18 protein-coding genes and 1 other annotated feature are annotated in these 21,398 nt (G+C 43.6%); of the genes, 17 read left to right on the forward strand and 1 reads right to left on the reverse strand.

The window, feature by feature from the left end; genetic code table 11:
* The first annotated feature begins 23 nt into the window (after positions 1-23).
* The 13 genes from IEV18_RS05705 to IEV18_RS05765 all read left to right on the forward strand — a co-directional run bounded on the left by IEV18_RS05705 (position 24) and on the right by IEV18_RS05765 (position 15,327).
* Entirely contained in the window at positions 24-557 is a 534-nt protein-coding gene (locus IEV18_RS05705) for a DivIVA domain-containing protein (protein WP_188391422.1), read from the forward strand.
* A 55-nt stretch (positions 558-612) separates the two neighbouring features.
* Positions 613-838: a binding site (T-box leader), on the forward strand.
* Between the two features lie 78 nt (positions 839-916).
* The gene (gene ileS, locus IEV18_RS05710) at positions 917-3,667 is read left to right on the forward strand and encodes an isoleucine--tRNA ligase (protein WP_188391423.1); all 2,751 of its coding nucleotides are present in this window, start codon (positions 917-919) and stop codon (positions 3,665-3,667) included.
* 146 nt (positions 3,668-3,813) lie between these two features.
* Complete coding sequence (gene lspA / locus IEV18_RS05715; RefSeq protein ID WP_188391424.1) at positions 3,814-4,293, forward strand: signal peptidase II; 480 nt, start codon at positions 3,814-3,816, stop codon at positions 4,291-4,293.
* A complete protein-coding gene (locus tag IEV18_RS05720; protein WP_188391425.1) occupies positions 4,280-5,191 on the forward strand; it encodes an RluA family pseudouridine synthase in 912 nt (303 codons plus the stop codon). Before lspA ends, IEV18_RS05720 begins: the two co-directional genes overlap by 14 nt.
* A 157-nt stretch (positions 5,192-5,348) precedes the next feature.
* Complete coding sequence (pyrR, locus tag IEV18_RS05725; protein WP_188391426.1) at positions 5,349-5,891, forward strand: bifunctional pyr operon transcriptional regulator/uracil phosphoribosyltransferase PyrR; 543 nt, start codon at positions 5,349-5,351, stop codon at positions 5,889-5,891.
* A 146-nt stretch (positions 5,892-6,037) separates the two neighbouring features.
* Positions 6,038-6,958 carry an aspartate carbamoyltransferase catalytic subunit gene (locus tag IEV18_RS05730; protein ID WP_188391427.1) on the forward strand — a complete coding sequence of 307 codons (921 nt, stop codon included), beginning with the start codon at positions 6,038-6,040 and terminating at the stop codon, positions 6,956-6,958.
* The gene (gene pyrC / locus IEV18_RS05735; protein WP_188391428.1) at positions 6,915-8,210 is read left to right on the forward strand and encodes a dihydroorotase; all 1,296 of its coding nucleotides are present in this window, start codon (positions 6,915-6,917) and stop codon (positions 8,208-8,210) included. The genes IEV18_RS05730 and pyrC overlap by 44 nt, the downstream gene beginning before the upstream one ends.
* Positions 8,211-8,230: 20 nt before the next feature.
* On the forward strand, positions 8,231-11,431 hold the full coding sequence (carB, locus tag IEV18_RS05740; RefSeq protein WP_188391429.1) for a carbamoyl-phosphate synthase large subunit: 3,201 nt from the start codon (positions 8,231-8,233) through the stop codon (positions 11,429-11,431).
* Positions 11,431-12,183, forward strand: coding sequence for a dihydroorotate dehydrogenase electron transfer subunit (locus IEV18_RS05745; protein ID WP_188391430.1), 753 nt, complete (start codon positions 11,431-11,433; stop codon positions 12,181-12,183). Before carB ends, IEV18_RS05745 begins: the two co-directional genes overlap by 1 nt.
* Positions 12,180-13,094, forward strand: coding sequence for a dihydroorotate dehydrogenase (locus IEV18_RS05750; RefSeq protein WP_188391431.1), 915 nt, complete (start codon positions 12,180-12,182; stop codon positions 13,092-13,094). Before IEV18_RS05745 ends, IEV18_RS05750 begins: the two co-directional genes overlap by 4 nt.
* On the forward strand, positions 13,091-13,783 hold the full coding sequence (gene pyrF / locus IEV18_RS05755; RefSeq protein ID WP_188391432.1) for an orotidine-5'-phosphate decarboxylase: 693 nt from the start codon (positions 13,091-13,093) through the stop codon (positions 13,781-13,783). The genes IEV18_RS05750 and pyrF overlap by 4 nt, the downstream gene beginning before the upstream one ends.
* Entirely contained in the window at positions 13,780-14,403 is a 624-nt protein-coding gene (gene pyrE / locus IEV18_RS05760) for an orotate phosphoribosyltransferase (RefSeq protein ID WP_308421545.1), read from the forward strand. Before pyrF ends, pyrE begins: the two co-directional genes overlap by 4 nt.
* 60 nt (positions 14,404-14,463) lie before the next feature.
* Entirely contained in the window at positions 14,464-15,327 is an 864-nt protein-coding gene (locus IEV18_RS05765; protein ID WP_188391433.1) for a LysR family transcriptional regulator, read from the forward strand.
* A gap of 49 nt (positions 15,328-15,376) precedes the next feature.
* Here IEV18_RS05765 and IEV18_RS05770 read toward each other — a convergent pair whose 3' ends face one another.
* Positions 15,377-17,101: an Rqc2 family fibronectin-binding protein gene (locus IEV18_RS05770; RefSeq protein WP_188391434.1), complete on the reverse strand. Its 1,725-nt coding sequence runs from the start codon at positions 17,099-17,101 to the stop codon at positions 15,377-15,379.
* Between the two features lie 95 nt (positions 17,102-17,196).
* Here IEV18_RS05770 and IEV18_RS05775 point away from each other — a divergent pair, with 95 nt between their 5' ends.
* From IEV18_RS05775 to rpoZ, 4 genes are all read left to right on the forward strand, one after another.
* Positions 17,197-19,848 carry a cation-translocating P-type ATPase gene (locus IEV18_RS05775; RefSeq protein WP_188391435.1) on the forward strand — a complete coding sequence of 884 codons (2,652 nt, stop codon included), beginning with the start codon at positions 17,197-17,199 and terminating at the stop codon, positions 19,846-19,848.
* 285 nt (positions 19,849-20,133) lie between these two features.
* Complete coding sequence (gene remA / locus IEV18_RS05780) at positions 20,134-20,394, forward strand: extracellular matrix/biofilm regulator RemA (RefSeq protein ID WP_188391436.1); 261 nt, start codon at positions 20,134-20,136, stop codon at positions 20,392-20,394.
* A 28-nt stretch (positions 20,395-20,422) separates the two neighbouring features.
* Positions 20,423-21,034 (forward strand): guanylate kinase, encoded by a 612-nt coding sequence (gmk, locus tag IEV18_RS05785; protein ID WP_188391437.1) that lies wholly within the window; start codon positions 20,423-20,425, stop codon positions 21,032-21,034.
* A 3-nt stretch (positions 21,035-21,037) separates the two neighbouring features.
* Positions 21,038-21,232 (forward strand): DNA-directed RNA polymerase subunit omega, encoded by a 195-nt coding sequence (rpoZ, locus tag IEV18_RS05790; protein ID WP_188391438.1) that lies wholly within the window; start codon positions 21,038-21,040, stop codon positions 21,230-21,232.
* Positions 21,233-21,398: the final 166 nt, after the last annotated feature.

Raw genomic sequence — 21,398 nt, forward strand, 5'->3', positions numbered from 1 at the left:
ATATACATAGGGAGGTGCCTAATGTGCCATTAACGCCATTAGATATTCATAATAAAGAATTTACAAAAAGTTTCCGCGGATATGATGAAGACGAAGTAAATGAGTTTCTCGATCAGGTGGTAAAAGATTATGAAATCGTCATTCGCGAAAAACGCGCATTGGAAGAAAAGGTAAATCAATTAAATGAACGGCTCAACCATTTTACCAATATAGAAGAGACGTTAAACAAATCGATTTTAGTGGCACAGGAGACGGCGGAAGAATTAAAGAGCAATGCAGCGAAAGAATCGAAGCTCATTGTCAAGGAAGCGGAAAAGAACGCCGATCGCATTATTAACGAAGCGTTAACCAAATCCCGCCAAATTTCCATTGAAGTGGAAGAAATGAAAAAACAGGCAAAAGTCTTCCGGACAAGATTAAAGATGCTTGTGGAAGCCCAATTGGAAATGATTAATACCGATGATTGGGATAATTTGTTTGAAATGGAAATGGACGACTTGGCGGAAGCAGAGGAAGCGGAAGAAAATCTTGTCAAATATTCCAAAAGCGATTCGTAACGCTTGACGGAATGCAATAATTTACATATAATTCATTAACAAAACCTTAAGAAGGCAAGATACGATGATGGAGACAGTATAAAAACAAAGGGCTTGTATCAGCGAGCCGGGAATTGGTGAAAGCCCGGACTGGCCGTGTTTTTAGAAGATCACTCCGAAGTATCCATTATGAACGGTGAGTAGTAATGGACGGTTATCCCCGTTACGGATGTCGAGCGGATTTAAAATGGCAGTCATTTTAAATCTATAAGGGTGGTACCGCGAGTCTTCTCGTCCCTTCTTTGGGATGAGAAGACTTTTTATATACCGCTATGTTTTGATTTACGAAAGGTTATGATGATGAAGAGGAGGAAATTACGATGAACTATAAAGATACATTACTAATGCCAAAAACAGATTTTCCAATGCGCGGCAATTTGCCGAACAAAGAACCGATAAGACAAAAACAGTGGGATGAAAACCGCATCTATGAAAAGGTGCTTGAACGGACTCAAGGGAGACCGACGTTCATTCTTCATGATGGTCCGCCATATGCAAACGGAGATTTGCATATTGGTCATGCCTTAAATAAAATTTTAAAGGATATTATCATCCGGCATAAATCGATGACCGGATACCATGCCCCATATATTCCGGGATGGGATACCCACGGGTTGCCGATCGAAGTGGCATTGACAAAAAGTAAAAAAGTGGACCGGAAAAAACTGAGTGTTTCCGAGTTCCGGGAAAAATGTGCGGAATACGCCCTTACTCAAGTGGATCGTCAGCGTCAGCAGTTTAAACAGCTAGGTGTGCGCGGCGATTGGGAAAATCCTTATCTCACTTTGACAAAAGACTTTGAAGCAGCCCAAATTAAAGTGTTTGGGGAAATGGCGAAAAAGGGATATATTTACAGAGGGTTAAAACCGGTTTACTGGTCCCCTTCTTCTGAATCCGCCTTGGCAGAAGCGGAAATTGAATATTATGATAAGCGCTCTCCGTCCATTTATGTCAGTTTTGAAGTAAAGGATGGGAAAGGAGTATTAGAACAAGGGGATAAAATTATCATCTGGACGACAACTCCGTGGACGATTCCAGCAAACTTAGGCATTACCGTCCATCCTGAACTGGAATATACTGTTGTTGATGTGAAGGGCGGAAAATACGTTGTTGCTCACGAACTTTTAGAAACAGTTGCATCTGAACTTTCCTGGGAACAATGGGAAGTGGTGAAAACCTTTAAAGGACAGGATATTGAACGTGCAGTGGCCAAACATCCGTTTTATGACCGGGATTCCCTCGTCATGCTTGGAGAACATGTTACGACTGATGCCGGTACCGGTCTCGTTCATACAGCTCCTGGACACGGGGAAGATGACTTCTATGTCGGGAAGAAATACGGTTTAGAAGCTCTTTCTCCAGTGGATGACCGTGGCTGCTTTACGGAAGAAGCACCAGGGTTTGAAGGATTATTTTACGATGATGCAAATAAAGTTGTTACAGAAAAATTGGAAGCAAATGGTGCGTTGCTGAAACTGAGCTTTATTACCCACTCTTATCCGCACGATTGGAGGACGAAGAAACCGACCATTTTCCGGGCAACGTCTCAATGGTTTGCGTCCATTAAAGACTTCCGCCATGAAATTTTAGAGGAAATTAAAAAGATTAACTGGTATCCGAGCTGGGGTGAAACGAGACTTTACAACATGGTTCGGGACCGGGAAGACTGGTGTATATCCCGCCAGCGTACGTGGGGCGTGCCGATTCCTGTATTTTATGGGGAAGACGGAACACCGATTATTACAGATGAAACTATTAATCATGTTTCCGAGCTGTTCGCCAAATACGGTTCCAATGTTTGGTTTGAAAGAGAAGCGAAAGATCTCTTGCCGGAAGGATTTACTTCGCCGCATAGTCCAAACGGCAAATTCACGAAAGAAACGGATATTATGGACGTTTGGTTTGATTCCGGTTCTTCCCATCAAGCTGTATTGTTAGGACGGAAGGATCATCGCCGCCCTGCAGATGTATATTTGGAAGGCAGCGACCAATACCGCGGCTGGTTTAACTCGTCTATATCTACGGCAGTGGCCGTCACAGGGAAAGCTCCTTATAAAAACATTGTCAGCCATGGCTTTGTCCTTGATGGGGAAGGAAGGAAAATGAGTAAATCATTAGGAAATGTCGTTCTCCCATCGAAAGTGCTGAAACAATATGGGGCGGACATATTGCGTTTATGGGTGGCTTCTGTCGATTATCAGGGAGACGTCCGCATTTCCGATGACATTTTAAAACAAATTTCTGAAGCTTACCGAAAAATTAGAAATACGTTCCGTTTCATGCTCGGCAATTTAAGTGATTTCGATCCAAACATTCACCGGGTACCGGAAGAGAAAATGGAAGAAGTCGATAAATTTATGCTGCACCGCCTGCAAAAACTAATTAAAAGCGTGCGGGACAGCTATGATCGGTTTGAGTATTCGCCAATTTATCATCAGATTCATAATTTTTGTGCGGTAGACTTAAGTGCGTTTTACTTAGATTTTGCCAAGGATATTTTATATATCGAACATTCGGACCATCCGCGCCGCCGCAGCATTCAAACGGCTTACTATGAAATTTTGACTTCCCTTGTCCAGCTATTGTCGCCAATTATTCCGCATACGGCTGATGAGGTGTGGGAATATATCCCAGGTACGGAAGCAGAAAGCGTCCAGCTGACTGACATGCCGGAACCGAGGGAAATTGCCGGGCTGGATGTAGAAAAATGGGAGCATTTCATGAGAGTTCGTGACGACGTCCTGAAAGCGTTGGAAGAAGCAAGAAATGAAAAAGTAATCGGAAAATCATTGGAAGCAAAAGTAACGATTGTGCCGAAGGATGAGGAAACGAAAACGGTTCTTGAAGGAATCGACTATTTACACCAATATTTAATCGTTTCTGAAGCTATTGTGGAAGAAGATGCAACAGGCAAGGACGAATATAAATTTGCCCACGTTTTAGTGGAAAAACATCCGGGCGAAAAATGTGAGCGCTGCTGGGTATCTTCCCACACTGTAGGTGAAGATGAGGAACATCCGGAATTATGTTCCCGCTGTGCCGATGTAGTGAAAAAACATTATTCTGCATAATCTTTTTTAACCACTCCCCTTTCACAAGGGGAGTTTTTTTCTTGCTTTATCTTTTTTGTTCTTTTGTATAAATGCACCATCGCAATTGAAAATAAAGCAGAATATCGGTAAGATAGAAAAGACATATACATAACGGAGGCTGTACAATGTACTGGTACTATATCATTGCAACGATCATCGTCCTATTGGATCAATGGACCAAATGGCTTATTGTCCGGAGGATGGAAATTGGAGAGAGTATTCCCGTCATCGATGGCTTTTTTCATATAACTTCCCATCGTAATCAAGGGGCAGCATGGGGCATATTACAGGGACAAATGCTTTTTTTCTATATTGTGACCACAGTTGTCATCGTTGCCATCGTTTATTACTTGCAAAAATACGGGAAAAATGACAAATGGGTCGGCATCAGTTTAGGAATAATTTTAGGCGGAGCAATCGGGAATTTTATCGACCGTCTTTTTCGGCAGGAAGTAGTAGACTTTCTCGATTTTTATATATTTAATTACAACTTTCCTATTTTTAACGTAGCTGACTCTGCCTTGACAGTTGGCGTTATTCTCTTTATTATTGCTACGATTTTGGATGAACGGAAGAAAGGAAAGGCAAAAAATGTCAACCTATAATTATGAAGTGACAGAAGAACAGGCAAAAAAGCGAATCGATAAATTATTAGCTGAACAGCTGGAAGAGGTGTCCCGTTCCCAAATTCAGCTATGGATTGAACAAGGACACGTCACTGTAAACAGTAAAGAAGTAAAGGCCAATTATAAATGTCAGGCTGGGGATAACATTCAATGGTCGATTCCCGAAACGGAACCGTTACAAGTGGAGGCAGAAAATATTCCTTTACATATTCTTTATGAAGATGCGGATGTGCTCGTAGTAAATAAACCAAGAGGAGTGGTTGTCCATCCGTCGGCAGGGCATGAGACGGGCACGTTAGTAAATGCATTATTGCACCATTGTAACGATTTATCGGGAATCAATGGGATTGAAAGACCGGGCATTGTCCACCGGATTGATAAAGACACTAGCGGTCTCTTAGTTGTAGCGAAAAATGATTATGCCCATATCCATCTGTCAAAACAGCTTTCAGAGAAACGAGTGGAAAGAAAATATGAAGCGATTGTTCATGGAGCAATTCCCCATGAAAAGGGACTGGTAGAAGCTCCGATTGGCAGGGACCCGAAAGACCGACAGCGCATGGCGGTAACGGAAAAAGGCAAGCCGGCCATTACCCATTTTCGTGTCATTGAACGGTTTCCCGATTACACCCATATTGAATGTGCATTGGAGACTGGCAGAACCCACCAGATTCGTGTTCACATGAAATATATCGGTTATCCTCTGTTAGGCGACCCGAAATATGGCCCGCGGAAAACATGGGATACAAATGGCCAAATCCTTCATGCTAAAAAGTTAGGTTTTCTGCATCCGCGCAAGAAAGAATGGATGGAATTCGAAACAGAGCTCCCGGAGTATTTTACAGAAGTGCTGGAGCAAATAAAGAAAACGTATTGACTTTTGCCGGAAGCTTTGGAATAATGAACGAAGAAGTGAATAAGAGCTTTTAATTTAGTCCCGTGAGGCTAAAAAGGAATCGTTGCGGTAATATGCCCTTTTTTCCTCTGTGGAGAAAAGGGTTTTTTCGTCAGACGGATGAAAAGGGGGAGTAGTCATGAAGAAAAAAGCAGAAATACTTGACCAGGCAGCTATTAACCGGGCGTTGACAAGAATGGCCCACGAAATATTGGAAAAAAACAAAGGCGGGGATGATTTAGTGCTCGTCGGCATAAAAACGAGAGGTATTCCCCTTGCAAAGCGGCTCCAAGCCAAAATAAAACAAATTGAGAATATTGATCTTCCCGTTGGTGAAATTGATATCACTTTATACCGTGACGATTTAGAAAAAATTACCGATTCGAAAGACCCGGAAATTCATTCCGCAACGATCGAAGTGGAATTGGAAGGTAAAAAAGTAATCCTGATTGATGACGTATTGTATACCGGAAGAACCGTCCGCGCCGCCATGGATGCGGTCATGGATATCGGCAGACCAGACCGGATCCAGCTAGGCGTATTGGTCGACCGCGGGCATCGTGAATTGCCGATTCGCGCTGATTATGTCGGCAAAAATATTCCTACATCCGATAAAGAAATCGTCGTTGTCCATTTGATGGAAACGGATGATCAGGACTTAGTATCGATTTATGAAAAATAAATAAACACAACTTTTAATTAAATCCAGAGAGATTTAAAAGGTTGTAACTGGTGAAACGTGTATGGATTATACTGCACGTCTGACTCCTTGCAGCCTTTTTGCAAGGAGTTTTTTTTATAACCATCATTTCTACTAAAGGAGGAGCCATGAAACATTTTATTTCTGTAGATTCATTGTCGAAGGAAGAAATTTTCCGCCTGCTGCATCAAGCGCAAAAATTGCAAAAGAATCCGGAAAGAATGAAGGAAAAATTCTTTGTGTCCAATTTGTTTTTTGAACCGAGCACTAGGACGAAAATGAGCTTTATTATCGCCCAAAAAAAACTCGGTCTCGATATTGTGGAGTTTCACCCTGATTCTTCCAGTCTATTAAAGGGGGAAACGTTATACGATACGGCAAAAACGCTGGAAGCAATTGGCGTTCAGCTGCTCGTTATCCGCCATCAAGCCGATAATTGGTTTTCTGATTTACAGCAGTTAAACATCCCGGTTATCAATGCAGGTGCCGGAAAAGCGGAGCACCCGACCCAATGTATGTCCGATTTGCTAACGATATATCAAGAGTTTGGCAGTTTCCAAGGGTTAAACATTGTGATTGCCGGTGACATCAAGCATAGCCGTGTCGCCCATTCCAATGCAAAGGCTTTAACACGGCTGGGGGCTCAGGTCTATTTTAGTGCTGCACCTGAATTCCGGGCAGAGGAATTAGACATTCCTTATGTTTCAATGGACGAAGCAGTTGAAATTGCGGATGTGCTCATGCTTTTAAGGGTTCAGCACGAACGGCATATGAACAAAATGGAAACGTCCAATTATTTAAACAGATTCGGCTTAACGAAGGAGCGGGAAAAGAAAATGAAGGAGAAGGCGATCATTATGCACCCGGCTCCGGTCAATCGCGGTGTTGAAATCGATAGTGATTTAGTAGAGTGCGGGCGCTCCCGAATATTTAAACAGATGGAAAATGGTGTAGGAATTCGAATGGCAATTATGTTAACGATATTGGAAGAATGGGGGAAGAAGGATGAAAACATTAATTACGAACGGAAAAATTTTGCTGCCATCTGACCGAACGGAACATTGTGACATTTTAATTGAAAATGGCCGGATTGTCCAAATGGGCGAAAAAATCGAAGCAAGTGCAGACAAAGTGATTGATGCCGAAGGAAATATGGTGTTTCCAGGATTCGTCGACGTTCACGTCCATTTAAGGGAACCGGGCGGAGAAGAGAAGGAGACGATACTAACAGGGACGAAAGCAGCAGCAAGAGGCGGTTTTACCCTCGTCTGCACCATGCCAAATACGAATCCTGTTCCTGATAACGAAGAAACGGTCCAGGAGCTTTTTGCAAAAATAGAGGAAAAAGCGACGGTACGGGTTCTGCCGTACGCTTCGATAACGAAGGGCTTACAAGGTGAGGAATTGACCGATATGGACACCTTGAGCCGAATGGGAGTATTTGCCTTTACTGATGACGGGGTTGGGGTTCAACGAACAGACCAAATGCTTGAAGCAATGAAACGGGCTGCGAAAAACAACAAGTCCATCGTTGCCCATTGTGAAGATAATACTGTTGTAGGCGGCGGGGTTGTCCATGATGGAGAAGTGAAGGAAAGGTTGCAACTGCCAGGAATTCCTTCCATCAGTGAATCGGTGCAAATTGCCCGGGATGTGCTTCTTGCCGAATCAGCTGGATGCCATTACCACGTCTGCCATGTAAGTACAAAGGAATCTGTACGGGTTATTCGGGATGCGAAACGAGCTGGAATACGGGTTACTGCGGAAGTAACTCCGCATCATCTGCTGCTGAATGAAGAAGATATCCCAAATGACGATGCCAATTATAAAATGAATCCGCCGCTTCGTTCCAAAGAAGACCAGGAGGCGCTTTTGGAAGGGCTGTTAGACGGAACGATTGATTTTATTGCAACGGACCATGCTCCCCATACCGAAAGAGAAAAAGAAAAAGGCATGCTCAAAGCTCCATTTGGCATTGTCGGCTTGGAAACAGCATTTCCCTTGTTGTATACCTGCTTTGTCAAAAAGAATATTTTTTCCTTAAACCAGCTAGTCAATTGGCTGACAGCAAAACCTTGTGAAGTTTTTCGCCTCCCATATGGAAAATTGACAATCGGAGAAAAGGCCGATTTAACGATCATCGATTTGGAGAAAGAATGGGTTATTGAAAAGGAGAAGTTCCTCTCCAAAGGGAAAAATACACCTTTTGACCGTTGGAACGTATCCGGATCCGTCATGTTGACAATGGTTGACGGAGAAGTCGTGTATAAACAGGAAAACAGTGGTATTCTTTCAAACTAAGAAAAAAGAGGTGGGTATCCATGCCGAAAAACACATCGATTAGCAGTATTCTCGTCATCGGTTCTGGTCCGATCATCATTGGTCAGGCAGCCGAATTTGACTATTCAGGAACTCAAGCATGTCAAGCGTTAAAGGAAGAAGGCTATACGGTTCTTTTAGTGAATTCCAATCCGGCGACGATTATGACGGATCCGGCAGTTGCCGACAAAGTTTACATGGAGCCGTTAACGGTCGAGTTCTTAACAAAAATTATCGCCCGGGAGCGTCCGGATGCCCTGCTTCCAACTTTGGGCGGGCAGACCGGGCTGAATCTGGCTCTAAAGCTGAAAACAGAAGGAGTATTGGATAAATATGATGTGAAGCTGTTAGGCACCTCTCTTGAATCCATTGAGAAAGGGGAAGATCGGGAAAAGTTCCGTGAATTAATGAAGAAAATTGGTGAACCGGTGCCAGAGAGCAGAATAGTCCATAGGGTGGATGAAGCAGTACAATTTGCTGAAGAAATCGGTTACCCGCTTATCGTCCGTCCTGCCTACACTTTAGGAGGGACGGGCGGCGGAATATGCCGCAATGAAAAGGAATTGCGGGAAGTAACCGAGAGCGGATTGAACAATTCCCGAGTGAACCAATGTCTGATTGAACGAAATATAAGCGGCTGGAAAGAAGTGGAATTTGAAGTCATCCGGGATCGAAAAAATCAGGCTATTATTGTTTGTGACATGGAAAATATTGACCCTGTCGGTATACATACCGGCGATTCCATCGTCGTTGCCCCGTCCCAAACTTTAAAGCGTGAAGCACTAGAGCTTTTAAAAAGCGCATCGTTAAAAATCGTGCAGGCATTGGAAATTGAAGGTGGCTGCAACGTCCAGCTAGCCTTGGATCCGGAAAGTCTCAATTACTATGTCATTGAAGTCAACCCGCGGGTCAGCCGATCCTCCGCCCTGGCATCAAAAGCAACCGGATATCCGATTGCGAAAGTTACAGCCAAAATTGCTGTCGGCTATACACTCGATGAAATAAACGATACGGTAACGGACAAAAAAAATATGTATTATGAACCGGAATTAGATTATATCGTGACGAAATTTCCCCGGTTTCCATTTGATAAATTTACAAAAGCTGATAAACGATTAGGAACACAGATGAAAGCAACGGGAGAAGTGATGGCGATAGGCAATTCTTTCGCCGAATCCTTCCTTAAAGGAATCCGTTCGTTAGAGATTGGCACAACAGAATTATGGAATGAAGCGCTGGAAGAAATGGACGAGGAAGAAATTGTTGAACGGCTGAAGCAAGCAGACCATGAACGCATTTTCGTCATCGGAGAGGCCTTTCGGCGACGATTTACGATAGATGAAGTTTTTCGCCATACGAAAATAGACCGTTATTTTCTCTCCCATATTGAAGAGCTTGTCCGTTTTGAAGAAAAAGTGAAAGAAAATAAAAATTCGATGAAAATATTACGTCAGGCGAAAAAACTCGGTATCTCCGACCGGCAAATTGCCCGGCTTTGGGAAATTACAGAAGATGAAGTGTATGAAAAACGGCTGTCCGCGGGGATTGTACCAGGATATAAATATGCGGATACGAAAACATCGGCCGGAGCATCACAGGTCCCTTGCTGCTACAGCACGTATGAAGCGGAGAAGAAGCCAATCCATTCCGGTAAAAAGAAAGTCCTTGTCCTCGGATCGGGACCGATTCGCATCGGCCAAGGAATTGAGTTTGACTATGCCAGCGTTCATTCTGTTTTGGCAATTAAAGAAATGGGCTATGAAGCAATCATGATCAACAATAACCCGGAAACGGTTTCCACCGATTATTCCGTTGCCGACAAACTATATTTTGAACCGTTAACGGTAGAGGATGTCATGCACGTCGTCCATTTGGAACAGCCAGAAGGAGTCATCGTCCAGTTTGGCGGTCAAACAGCAATTAATCTGGCGGAAGGGCTGGAAAAGCGGGGGGTCAGCATCCTCGGTACGAGTTTGGATTCCACCGATCGGGCAGAAAACCGGGACCGTTTTGAAACATTGCTCGATGAACTCTCCATTTTGCGGCCGAAAGGGAAGGGAGTCTTCGGAATTGAAGAAGCAGAAAGGGCAGCTGAATCGATTGGTTTTCCAGTGCTCGTCCGTCCATCTTACGTTATCGGCGGCAGTAACATGGAAATTGTCTATACCTTGGAAGAACTGCGGAATTATTTCCATAAACTGGATGAAACCGTCCAAAGCAATCCAATTTTAATCGATAAGTATATTACGGGGATTGAAGCAGAAGTAGATGCGATTAGTGACGGTGAAACGACAATTATTCCCGGAATAATGGAGCATATTGAACGTTCCGGCGTCCATTCAGGAGATTCCATTGCGGTCTATCCGCCTCAGCAAATTAATGTACACCAGCAGCAAAAAATTGTTGAAGCCGCAAAGAAAATATCAGAAACATTGCGAGTGAAAGGATTAATTAACATTCAATTTATTATTGAAAACGAAGAAGTTTATGTATTGGAAGTAAATCCACGGGCAAGCCGCACCATCCCTTTTCTCAGCAAAATTACGGGAGTGCCGATGGCAAATCTTGCTACGAAATGTATTTTAGGCAGGAAGTTGAGGGATATGGGCTATTCATCAGGATTGCTGGACGAAGTGGGCGGAGTAGCTGTAAAAGTTCCCGTCTTCTCCTTCGCAAAATTGCGTAGCGTTGATACGTTTCTCGGTCCGGAGATGAAATCAACCGGGGAAGCGATCGGCTATGACCGGATATTGGAAAAAGCATTGTACAAAGGCCTCATCGCATCAAATATTGAAGTGCCGGATGAAGGAGGAGTTTTAGTTACGGTAGCTGACAAGGATAAGGTAGAAATGCTGGATATTGCAGCACATTTTTACCGCCTTGGCTTTGATATTTATGCAACGGAAGGTACTGCCAACGTACTGCATAAGCACGGTATCCGGGCGGAAAAAGTAGACAAAGTCGGGACGGAAAAGCCGAATGTCTTATCCATTATTAAAGAAGGAAAAGTTCAGTTTGTCATTAATACGCTAAATTCCGGGAAAAAGCCCCGCTCGGACGGGTTTTTGATCCGAAGACATGCGGCTGAACACGGTATTCCATGCCTGACAAACCTCGATACGGCGAAGGCCATTTTGAAAGTAATTGACTCCAACGTGTTACACGTTCAGCCAATAACAGGAAAAGGGGCAGTGAAGGCGTAATGAAAAGAGAAAAAATGACCGTTCTCTCTATTAGTCCGCTTGCAAAGGACACGGTAGAGATGGTACTGAAAACGAAGAATGCAGTTAGAAAGGCAAAGCCTGGTCAATTTTTGTACTTTCAGCTTCCAGGCCATACACTCCGAAGACCGATTTCCATTGCAGCTATAGATAAAGAAAGTGGAACTGTCACGATTATCTTTAAAGTGACGGGAAAAGGAACTGAACTTATGGCAACATTGCCCCCCGGTTCCGTACTAGATGCCATCGGTCCAAACGGAAATCCTTTTCCGGCGGATGAGAATGGCAGCAATGCTGTATTATTGATCGGCGGAGGGATTGGCGTTCCGCCCCTATACTGCCTGGGGAAACATTTCTGTGCGCAAGGCGTGAAAGTATATTCGGTTCTTGGTTTTCAGTCCCGGGAATATGTTTTTTACGAAGAAAAATTCCGGAAACTGGGGGAGACGGTTATTGTAACGGATGACGGTTCATACGGAGAAAAGGGATTTGTTACCGATGTCTTGCACCGGTTCAAGCTTTACGACACTTATTTTGCATGCGGTCCATTAATGATGTTAAAGGCGGTAACGAAACAATTAGAGGACGTGCCCGGATTTATTTCGATGGAAGAACGGATGGGCTGCGGCATTGGCGCTTGTTATGCCTGTATCATCGAAGCAAATACGGAGGAAGGTTACAAAAAAATTTGTTCCGACGGTCCAGTCTTCAGAGCAGGGGAGGTACTGCTATGACTTCATTACAGGTGAATATGGCCGGTTTAACATTAAAAAACCCGATTATGCCTGCTTCCGGCTGCTTTGGATTTGGCAAGGAGTACAGCCAGTTTTTTGATTTGAATAAACTTGGGGCGATTGTCATGAAGGCGGCAACTTTGGAAAAACGACTTGGCAATCCTACGCCCCGAGTTGCTGAAACGCCGTCCGGCATGTTAAATGCCATCGGACTGCAAAATCCAGGAGTGGATAACATTATTCGGGATGAGCTTCCCTTTCTCTCCCAGTTTAACAGCGTCATTATCGCCAATGTGGCAGGAACGACGATTGAAGAATACGAAGAAGTGGCAAAGAAACTTAGCGCTACAGGCCAAGTAGATGCGCTGGAGCTGAATATATCATGCCCCAATGTAAAAGAGGGCGGGATTCAATTTGGGCAGGATCCGGAGTTGGCAAAGATAGTGACAGAAAGGGTAAAAAGAGCCACCCATCTTCCGGTGTTTGTGAAACTGTCTCCGAATGTGGCAGATATTGTTTCCATGGCAAAGGCGGCAGAAGAGGCCGGTGCTGACGGTCTGTCCATGATTAATACGATTACAGGGATGCAAATCCACTTGCCGACAAAGCGCCCGCTCCTGGCGAACAATACGGGCGGTTTATCCGGCCCGGCAATAAAACCTGTAGCAATTCGGATGATTTATGAAGTGTATCCCCACGTTTCCATTCCTATTATCGGGATGGGGGGAATTTCCAGTGCGGAAGATGCGGTCGAATTTTTGCTGGCAGGTGCCAGTGCGGTAGCCATCGGCACGGCTAATTTTCAAAATCCCTGCATTTGCCCGGAAATAATCGAAGAACTGCCTAAAGTATTGCAAAAATATGGTTTTAATACAGTAGAAGAGGCAATCGGAAAGGCGGTGAACCGATGAACAAGCTGTTTCTTGCACTCGATTTTCCGACATGGGCAGAAGCCGAGCAGTTTTTGCGAAAGCATGAGCTAGAAAAAATTCCGGTGAAAGTCGGAATGGAACTGTATTACCGCGAAGGTCCGATGATCATCGAAAAATTGAAGGAAATGGATTGTCCGATATTTCTGGACTTAAAATTATATGACATTCCAACAACGGTTTATCGGGCAATGAAAAATATTGCCAGACTCGGCGTAGATTTCGTTAATGTGCATGCCCTTGGCGGAGGGGAAATGATTGCACGGGCGAAAGAAGGACTTTCAAGCGGGGGAATGGATACGAAGCTGCTTGCGGTTACGCTGCTCACGTCTATGGATGAAGAACGAATGACACGAGAATTGAACATGAAAGGCTCTTTAGCAGAAAATGTCGTGCATCTCGCCTGCCTGGCACAAAAAAATGGGGCGGACGGTGTTGTCTGTTCCGTTCATGAAGCAGAACAAATAAAAAAGGCATGCGGGGAATCATTTTTAACGGTCACCCCTGGCATTCGCTCGGAAAAAAGTGCAACTCATGATCAGAAAAGGATTGCGACCCCTGCAATCGCTAAGGAAAAGGGAGCAGACATCCTCGTTGTCGGCAGAACGATTACAGAGGCGGAGAATCCGAAACAGATGTACGAGACGATGATAAAGGAGTGGGAATTGTGAAAAATCTGTCCAAAGAAATCCTTCATGACTTATTGAAAATTCAGGCGGTACAAATTAATCCGGATGAATTTTTCACCTGGACATCGGGAATAAAATCCCCTATCTATTGTGATAATCGGCTAACGATGTCTTATCCGGAAATACGCAGGAAAATAACTGGCGCATTTTTACAGATGATTGAGGAAATGGACGTCCGCCCGGATTTCATCGCCGGCTGTGCTACGGCAGGAATTCCTCATGCAGCATGGCTGGCAGAGAAATTGGACCTTCCCCTTGTTTACGTCCGGTCAGAACGAAAAGCGCACGGCAAAAAAAATCAAATCGAAGGAACGTTCAGAAAAGGGCAAAGAGCTATTGTAATTGAAGATTTAATTTCCACCGGCACTTCATCCATTGAAACAGCACTTGCACTAAGAAAGGAAGGGGCAGAAGTAGCTGGAGTGCTTGCTATCTTTTCCTACGGGCTAGATCGGGCAAAATATCAATTTGAAGCTGCCGATTTAATCTACACTGCGATTACCAATTATGATGAATGCATTTCCCTGCTGAAAGAAAAGGGAAGCATTGGTAAGGAGCAATGGAAGGCATTAGTTACATGGCGAGAGCAATTAAATGGATGAAGAACGTGCAGATTCGCTATAATTAAAAAAGTCTGATACTATCGATGATAGGTGATTACATTGAAAATAGAAGATTATGAGCTGCTCTTAAAACTAAATGAAGTCGGAACGATTCGTGGTACAGCAAAAACGATTCTTATCTCTCAGCCGGCGGTAACCCAAAGATTAAAATATATTGAAGATTATTTTGGTGAAGAAATTTTTATTCGTACTCCAAAACGGCTAATACCGACACCAAGCGGCGAAATCATTTTAAACTATGCTAAAAAGATTATTGACGTGGAAAAAAGCCTCTTTAATCATCTGGCGATGAATCAGGATGAAATTCAAGGAACGTTGTCGATTGCCTGTTCCTCCCTTATTAGCCAGCGCTTTTTGCCGGTCATCCTTGGCGAATATACGGAAAAATTCCCGAAAGTAACGATCGACTTAGTAACCGGGATTAGCGAAGATATTCGAAGGGATCATAAAAACTATCATGTTTGTATTATCCGCGGTGAAAAATTGAAGGAAACAAAATGTATTCATTTATTTGCCGATCCTTTATATATTTTTGATACAGAGCCATTTCCAAATGATAGAGTAAAAGAAAGACCGCTTATCTCCTTTAATAGTGACGATAGCATGCATGAATTGGTTGACCAGTGGCTATACCATCATCAGGATCACATTAAACCGCTGAAGATGTTAACCGTAGATCAGATTGAAACATGCAAACAATTTATGAAACAAGGGATCGGTATGGCGGTGCTGCCAAAAAGTGTTTCAGGTTCGATGATGGATGAATATCCTCATCTTCCCTTGGAGGTAAATGGAGTGCCTGTAACGAGGGATACTTGGATTTGTTTCCAGGAAGTAGCAAGGCGTCTGCCGCAAGTGGATAAATTTATTGACATTATGTTAGCCAAAACCTTTTTAACATAAAATATTGGAAGGTTCCAGCCGCTTCATGGGTCTGGAACCTTCTCTCATTTCATCGTTTTTGCGATGCTTTGATTTTTAGGGAATCAGCCAATTCTTTTGATGGCGTGACGAAGACCGTTTTCTGCTGGTCGTAGATGACAAAGCCAGGCTTTGCACCCTTCGGTTTCTTGACATGTCTGACCCTGGTGTAATCGACCGGCACCGAAGAGGATTGTTTTGCTTTGCTGAAATATGCTGCCAGCTGGGCAGCTTCCAATAGCGTTTTTTCACTTGGCTCTGTGGAACGGATAATGACATGGGAGCCGGGAATATCCTTCGTATGGAGCCAAATTTCATCCCGTCTTGCTAATTTCATCGTTAAATACTCGTTTTGCTTATTATTTTTTCCGACTAAAATGATGGTGCCGTCGCTTGACTTATACGTCTCCGGCTTAGGCAAAGCTGTTTTTTTCTTGCCTTTTTTATCCCGCTGTCTTTTCTTTAAATAGCCTTCCTCTTGCAGTTCTTCTCTTATTTCTTCTAGATCATCCAAGTCGGCGGCATCGATTTGGTGCAGCAGCTGATCGAAATAGAGCAATTCTTTCTCCGTCTTCTCTATCTCCTGTTTTACGATCCGTTTCGAATTTTTAAGTTTTTGGTACGATTTAAAGAATTGCTGGGCATTTTCGCTCGGTGATTTTTGCGGATCCAGTTCGATTGTGACTTCTTTCTGTTCCGGATCATAGTAATCTATTACCTTAACTTGTTTATCTCCGGAGGATACAAGGTGAAGGTGGGCAGTCAATAACTCGCCTAGCTTCTGGTAATGTTCCGCATCCTCCGCTTTTTTAAGCGTCTGTTGATGTTTTATTAATTTCTTCTCATTTTTTTTCCTTTCATTGGCAATAAAGCGATATAAATCTTTTGCCTGCTGCCTGATATAATCCCGGTCGGCCTTGTTGGCGTAAAACGTATCCAACATCTCATTGACACATGTAAATGTTTTTATGTTCCCGGTTATGAAAGTTAACGGAATTACGTGGAAATCCTCTTTGCCATTCTGGTAAATTGCTGGTACGTATTCGTTTCTGGCAATTTCCTGCTGGATTTCTGCAAATTTTTCCCCATAAATGTCAGGAGAACCGAGTTTTGCCCGTTCCACGATTTCCTTTGCCAGGAAGGGCGAGAATCCCATCACTTGTTCGACGATTTGTAAATGGAGCTTGCCCCGATTAAAGTCAAGCCGGCGAATAAACTGCTCCTCATCGATATGCAAAGGATGGAGTTTGTTCTGGGATGGCGGCGAAATATACGGTTGTCCAGGCAAAATGGCCCGATGGCGGTTTTGGGCATAGGATATATGTTTGATGCTGTCGACAATCTGTTCCTTTTCCCGGTCGACTAAAATGATATTGCTATGTTTTCCCATCAGTTCGAAAATTAACAGCTTATCGCTAATGTCGCCAATTTCATTTCTCGTTTTCATTGTAAAGGTGACAATCCGCTCCATATCTTTCTGTTCAATATGTTCGAGGATTGCTCCCTGTAAATGTTTTCGTAACACCATGCAGAACATCGGAGGTTCCGCCGGATTTTGATAGGATTGTTCTGTCAGATGAAACCGGGCATAGCTCGGGTGTACCGACAGCAAGAGGGAGTGATTTTCTCCCTTGCTGCGGATTGTCAAAAGCAGATCGTAGTTTGTCGGCTGATAGATTTTTGTAATTTTCCCCGGCAAAAGTTTTTCCTGCAATTCATTCGTAACCGCTCTCGTTACAATTCCGTCAAATGGCATTGTTTGTCACCTCTTTGTGCCATTATAGCATTTTTATGGACAAGTATGCATAGGTATTACTAGAGCAATTATTACAGTATCGCGGAGGAATCGGGATGAAATGGTATCAGTTAGATGTTGAAAAAGTAGAACAAAAACTTCACGTATCCGCTGCCAAAGGCTTAACGGAAAAACAAGTGCAGGAACGACGAAAAAAATTCGGCTGGAATATTCTTGAAGCACAGAAACAGACGCCGAGATGGCTGATTTTCCTGAAACAGTTTCAAGACTTCATGGTGATTGTGCTGCTTGCAGCTACTCTAATTGCCGGACTGTTGGGGGAATATATTGATGCAATTGCTATTATGATTATCGTTTTCGTCAATGGGTTTATCGGATATTTTCAGGAGCAAAAAGCAGAAAAATCGTTGGAAAAGCTTAAAGAATTATCTGCCCCGCTGGCAACCGTTCTGAGGGACGGCAAGTGGGAAAAAATCTCATCCCGGGAGGTAGTTGTCGGGGATGTTATCCGGGTAAAGAGCGGCGACCGGGTACCGGCGGATATGCGGATTATCCAATCGAACAGTTTGGAGATGGAGGAGTCCGCCTTAACAGGGGAATCCCTTCCTGTAATGAAACAGACGAGAGCAATTACAAGGGACGGGGTTCAAGCCCAGGACCAGGTAAATATGGGTTTTATGGGGACGCTCGTTACACGGGGAACAGGAGTTGGCATCGCCGTTGGCACAGGGATGAATACGGTGATGGGTCAAATTGCTTCGTTAATGACGACGACGAAAAAAGTCACTACACCATTAGAGCGCAAGTTAGCTGAGTTAGGGAAAATATTAATTGTCGTTGCCGTCCTTTTAACCGCATTAGTCGTTGTTTTAGGAGTCATTCAAGGAAATCCGCTGTACGATATGTTTTTAGCAGGGGTTTCTTTGGCTGTTGCAGCCATCCCGGAAGGACTTCCGGCAATTGTCACCGTAGCCCTTTCCCTCGGAGTGCAGCGGATGATTAAGAAAAAGGCGATTGTACGAAAATTGTCTGCCGTCGAGACGTTAGGGACTGCTTCCGTCATATGTTCCGACAAAACGGGGACGATGACAGAAAATCAAATGACGGTAAAGCAGCTGTATCTCAATGGTCAGCATTTATATGTAACAGGGGACGGCTATCAGATCCACGGGGACTTTTTTATTGACGGGAAAAAGACAGACCGCCGGTTTCCTAATTTAGAATCGATGCTGTTATACGGAATGCTGTGCAACAATGCCAACTTGATGATCAAAAAAGGAAAATATGTTATTGACGGAGACCCGACCGACGGAGCAATATTAGTTGCTGCAAGGAAATTAGGATTAAAAGCAATTGACCGGGAGAAGTTCTGCATTGTTAAAGAATTGCCCTTTGATTCGGGACGGAAACGGATGAGTGTCGTCGTTGAAGATGAGAACAGAATGAGATTTGTCATTACGAAAGGAGCGCCTGATGTTTTAATCCCCCGGTGCAATTATTATGTCGACGCACACGGCAGAAAGGTGCTCCAGGATGGAAAGAGAAAAGAATTGGAACAAGCGGTGCTATCGATGACGAAAAAGGCGCTCCGGACTATCGCCATTTGTATGCGGCCGTTGAAAAAGGACGAGCCTTTGGAGAATGCCTTTCTGGAAAAAGATTTAACCTTCATTGGCCTTTACGGCATGATTGATCCGCCCCGAAAAGAAGTCCGTGCAGCGATTGAAGAATGCCGGCGGGCCGGCATCAAAACGGTGATGATTACCGGAGATCATGTCCATACAGCAAGAGCCATCGCAAAACAGCTCCATTTGCTTCCGGAAGACGGCCTCGTATTGGAAGGGCATCAGCTCGACCGGATGACAAAGGATGAATTGGAAAAGTCAATTGACGATACATTTGTTTTTGCCCGGGTAACTCCCGAACATAAATTAAAAATTGTCCAAGCTTTCCAAAGCAAAGGACATATTGTGGCAATGACCGGGGATGGGGTAAACGATGCTCCTGCCATTAAAGCAAGTGATATTGGCATCGGAATGGGGATTAATGGAACGGACGTAACGAAGGAAGCATCTTCTTTAGTGCTGATGGATGATAATTTTGCCACAATTAAAGCCGCCATTCAAGAAGGCAGAAACATCTATGAAAATATAAGAAAATTTATCCGCTATATTTTAGCATCGAATGTCGGCGAAATTTTGGTCATGCTTTTTGCCATGATACTTGCCCTTCCTCTGCCGCTCGTACCTGTCCAAATATTATGGGTAAATCTCGTCACAGATGGCCTTCCAGCAATGGCCCTTGGTCTGGAAAAGCCGGAAGGGGATGTAATGAACCGGCCGCCGCGGGATCCGAAGGAAGGAGTATTTGCCCGGGGTCTCGGGAGCAAGATTATTTCCAGGGGTATTTTAATTGGGCTAGTCACCTTATTCGCCTTTCTTGCAGCATATCAGAATAATCCGGAAAATTTAGTGTATGCCCAAACGATGGCATTTTCTACCCTTGTCATGGCCCAGCTTATTCACGTTTTTGATTGCCGAAGTGAGAAGGGGATCTTTTCCCGGAATCCGTTTGAAAATATTTATTTAGTGATGGCAGTCATCATCTCAATTTTACTATTGCTCATCGTCATCTACTGGAAGCCGCTGCAGCCGATTTTCCATACGATAAGTTTGCCGATATGGGACTGGCTCTTTATTCTCGCCATTAGCGCCATTCCTTCCGTGTTGTTCGGCTTCAAAAAGTAACTTATCTGATGCTGGCCGTTTCCTCCAGGAAATGGCCAGCTCCTTTTTTTCGCCGCACTGACAGGATAATAAGGGAAATGTCTTTCATAACGATTACGATATGTTATGATGAAGAGTAGAGGGAAATAGTCTGGAAAACAGGTTTGAAAAAAGATAGTTGAATTATGCACATTATTTTATTTATACTATAGTATAAACGATATCCAGATGTATGTTCCATAGGTCGATATACAGATAAAGAGGTTCCTGCATACATAGGAAGGAATTATTTAAGGGGGAAAAATTTTGGGTTTACGATTAATTAATATTGGATTTGGAAATGTAGTTTCCGCAAACCGGATTATTTCCATTGTCTCCCCAGAATCGGCACCAATTAAGAGAATAATTACAGTGGCAAGGGAGAACAATAAACTGATTGACGCCACCTATGGCAGAAGAACGAGAGCAGTAATCATCACAGATAGTGACCATGTTGTTTTATCCGCTGTGCAGCCGGAAACAGTCGGTCAAAGGGTAATCAGCAACGACGAAATCACCGAAGAATAAACGTACATAATTAGGAGGAACTTACTTCATGAAGGAGAAGGGAATATTATTTATTCTTTCGGGACCATCCGGGGTAGGGAAAGGAACGGTACGGAAGAGGCTGTTTGAAACATCAACGAACTTGCAATATTCCATATCGGTAACAACCCGGGAAAAACGTCCTGGGGAAGTTGATGGGGTAGACTATTTTTATAAAACGAGGAATGAATTTGAAGAGCTTATTCGTAACGGCGAACTTTTAGAATACGCCGAATATGTCAATAATTACTATGGCACACCCCGCAAATATGTGGAAGAGACGTTAGAAAAAGGGTTAGATGTTTTTTTGGAAATCGAAGTGCAAGGTGCAATGCAAGTAAAGGAAAATTTTCCTGAAGGCGTGTTTATTTTCCTTTTCCCCCCAAGTTTGGAAGAATTGAAAAATCGAATTGTAAACAGGGGTACCGAATCGGAAGAACTCGTCATCAACCGGCTGAAGGAAGCTCGAAAAGAAATCGATATGATGGATGCATACGATTATGTTGTCGTCAATGACAGTGTAGATAAGGCGGTTGAGAAAATTAAGGCAATTATTCAGGCAGAACATTTAAAACGCGAGCGAATTGCCAAGCAATATAAGAGAATATTGGAGGATGAATGAGGCATGATGTTAGAACCATCAATAGATTTGCTGCAAGAAAAAGTGAAATCAAAATATTCGTTAGTCATTTTAGCTGCGAAGCGGGCAAGACAGCTAAGCGAGACGAAGGATTTGCAAGTGGAAAATCCGAAATCTCACAAGCTTGTTGGCATGGCTTTGGAAGAAATTGCCCAGGACAAGCTGTATATTGACGAGTAAATCTATCATTCTCTGACAAAACCAGGCAGGACAGCAGCTGCCTGGTTCTTTCATGGTGTGCCCGGCATGGGTGCAGACTATAGGGTGAAAGTCCCGAACAGTGAAGGCAGTAGTAGCTGTAGCTTAAGACAAGGGCATGGGGGGTGACCGTCATGTCTGAAGGAAG

Source organism: Compostibacillus humi (genome assembly GCF_014637175.1).
GTDB lineage: Bacteria > Bacillota > Bacilli > Bacillales > Amphibacillaceae > Oceanobacillus > Oceanobacillus humi.

Bases quoted from the DNA above. Each gene is read 5' to 3' on its own strand.
- carB (WP_188391429.1), top strand. From the start codon at position 8,231: ATGCCGAAAAACACATCGATTAGCAGTATTCTCGTCATCGGTTCTGGT.
- ileS (WP_188391423.1), top strand. From the start codon at position 917: ATGAACTATAAAGATACATTACTAATGCCAAAAACAGATTTTCCAATG.
- IEV18_RS05730 (WP_188391427.1), top strand. From the start codon at position 6,038: ATGAAACATTTTATTTCTGTAGATTCATTGTCGAAGGAAGAAATTTTC.
- IEV18_RS05745 (WP_188391430.1), top strand. From the start codon at position 11,431: ATGAAAAGAGAAAAAATGACCGTTCTCTCTATTAGTCCGCTTGCAAAG.
- IEV18_RS05770 (WP_188391434.1), bottom strand. From the start codon at position 17,101: ATGCCATTTGACGGAATTGTAACGAGAGCGGTTACGAATGAATTGCAG.
- pyrC (WP_188391428.1), top strand. From the start codon at position 6,915: ATGAAAACATTAATTACGAACGGAAAAATTTTGCTGCCATCTGACCGA.
- rpoZ (WP_188391438.1), top strand. From the start codon at position 21,038: ATGATGTTAGAACCATCAATAGATTTGCTGCAAGAAAAAGTGAAATCA.
- IEV18_RS05720 (WP_188391425.1), top strand. From the start codon at position 4,280: ATGTCAACCTATAATTATGAAGTGACAGAAGAACAGGCAAAAAAGCGA.
- gmk (WP_188391437.1), top strand. From the start codon at position 20,423: ATGAAGGAGAAGGGAATATTATTTATTCTTTCGGGACCATCCGGGGTA.
- IEV18_RS05750 (WP_188391431.1), top strand. From the start codon at position 12,180: ATGACTTCATTACAGGTGAATATGGCCGGTTTAACATTAAAAAACCCG.
- lspA (WP_188391424.1), top strand. From the start codon at position 3,814: ATGTACTGGTACTATATCATTGCAACGATCATCGTCCTATTGGATCAA.
- pyrF (WP_188391432.1), top strand. From the start codon at position 13,091: ATGAACAAGCTGTTTCTTGCACTCGATTTTCCGACATGGGCAGAAGCC.
- pyrR (WP_188391426.1), top strand. From the start codon at position 5,349: ATGAAGAAAAAAGCAGAAATACTTGACCAGGCAGCTATTAACCGGGCG.
- IEV18_RS05775 (WP_188391435.1), top strand. From the start codon at position 17,197: ATGAAATGGTATCAGTTAGATGTTGAAAAAGTAGAACAAAAACTTCAC.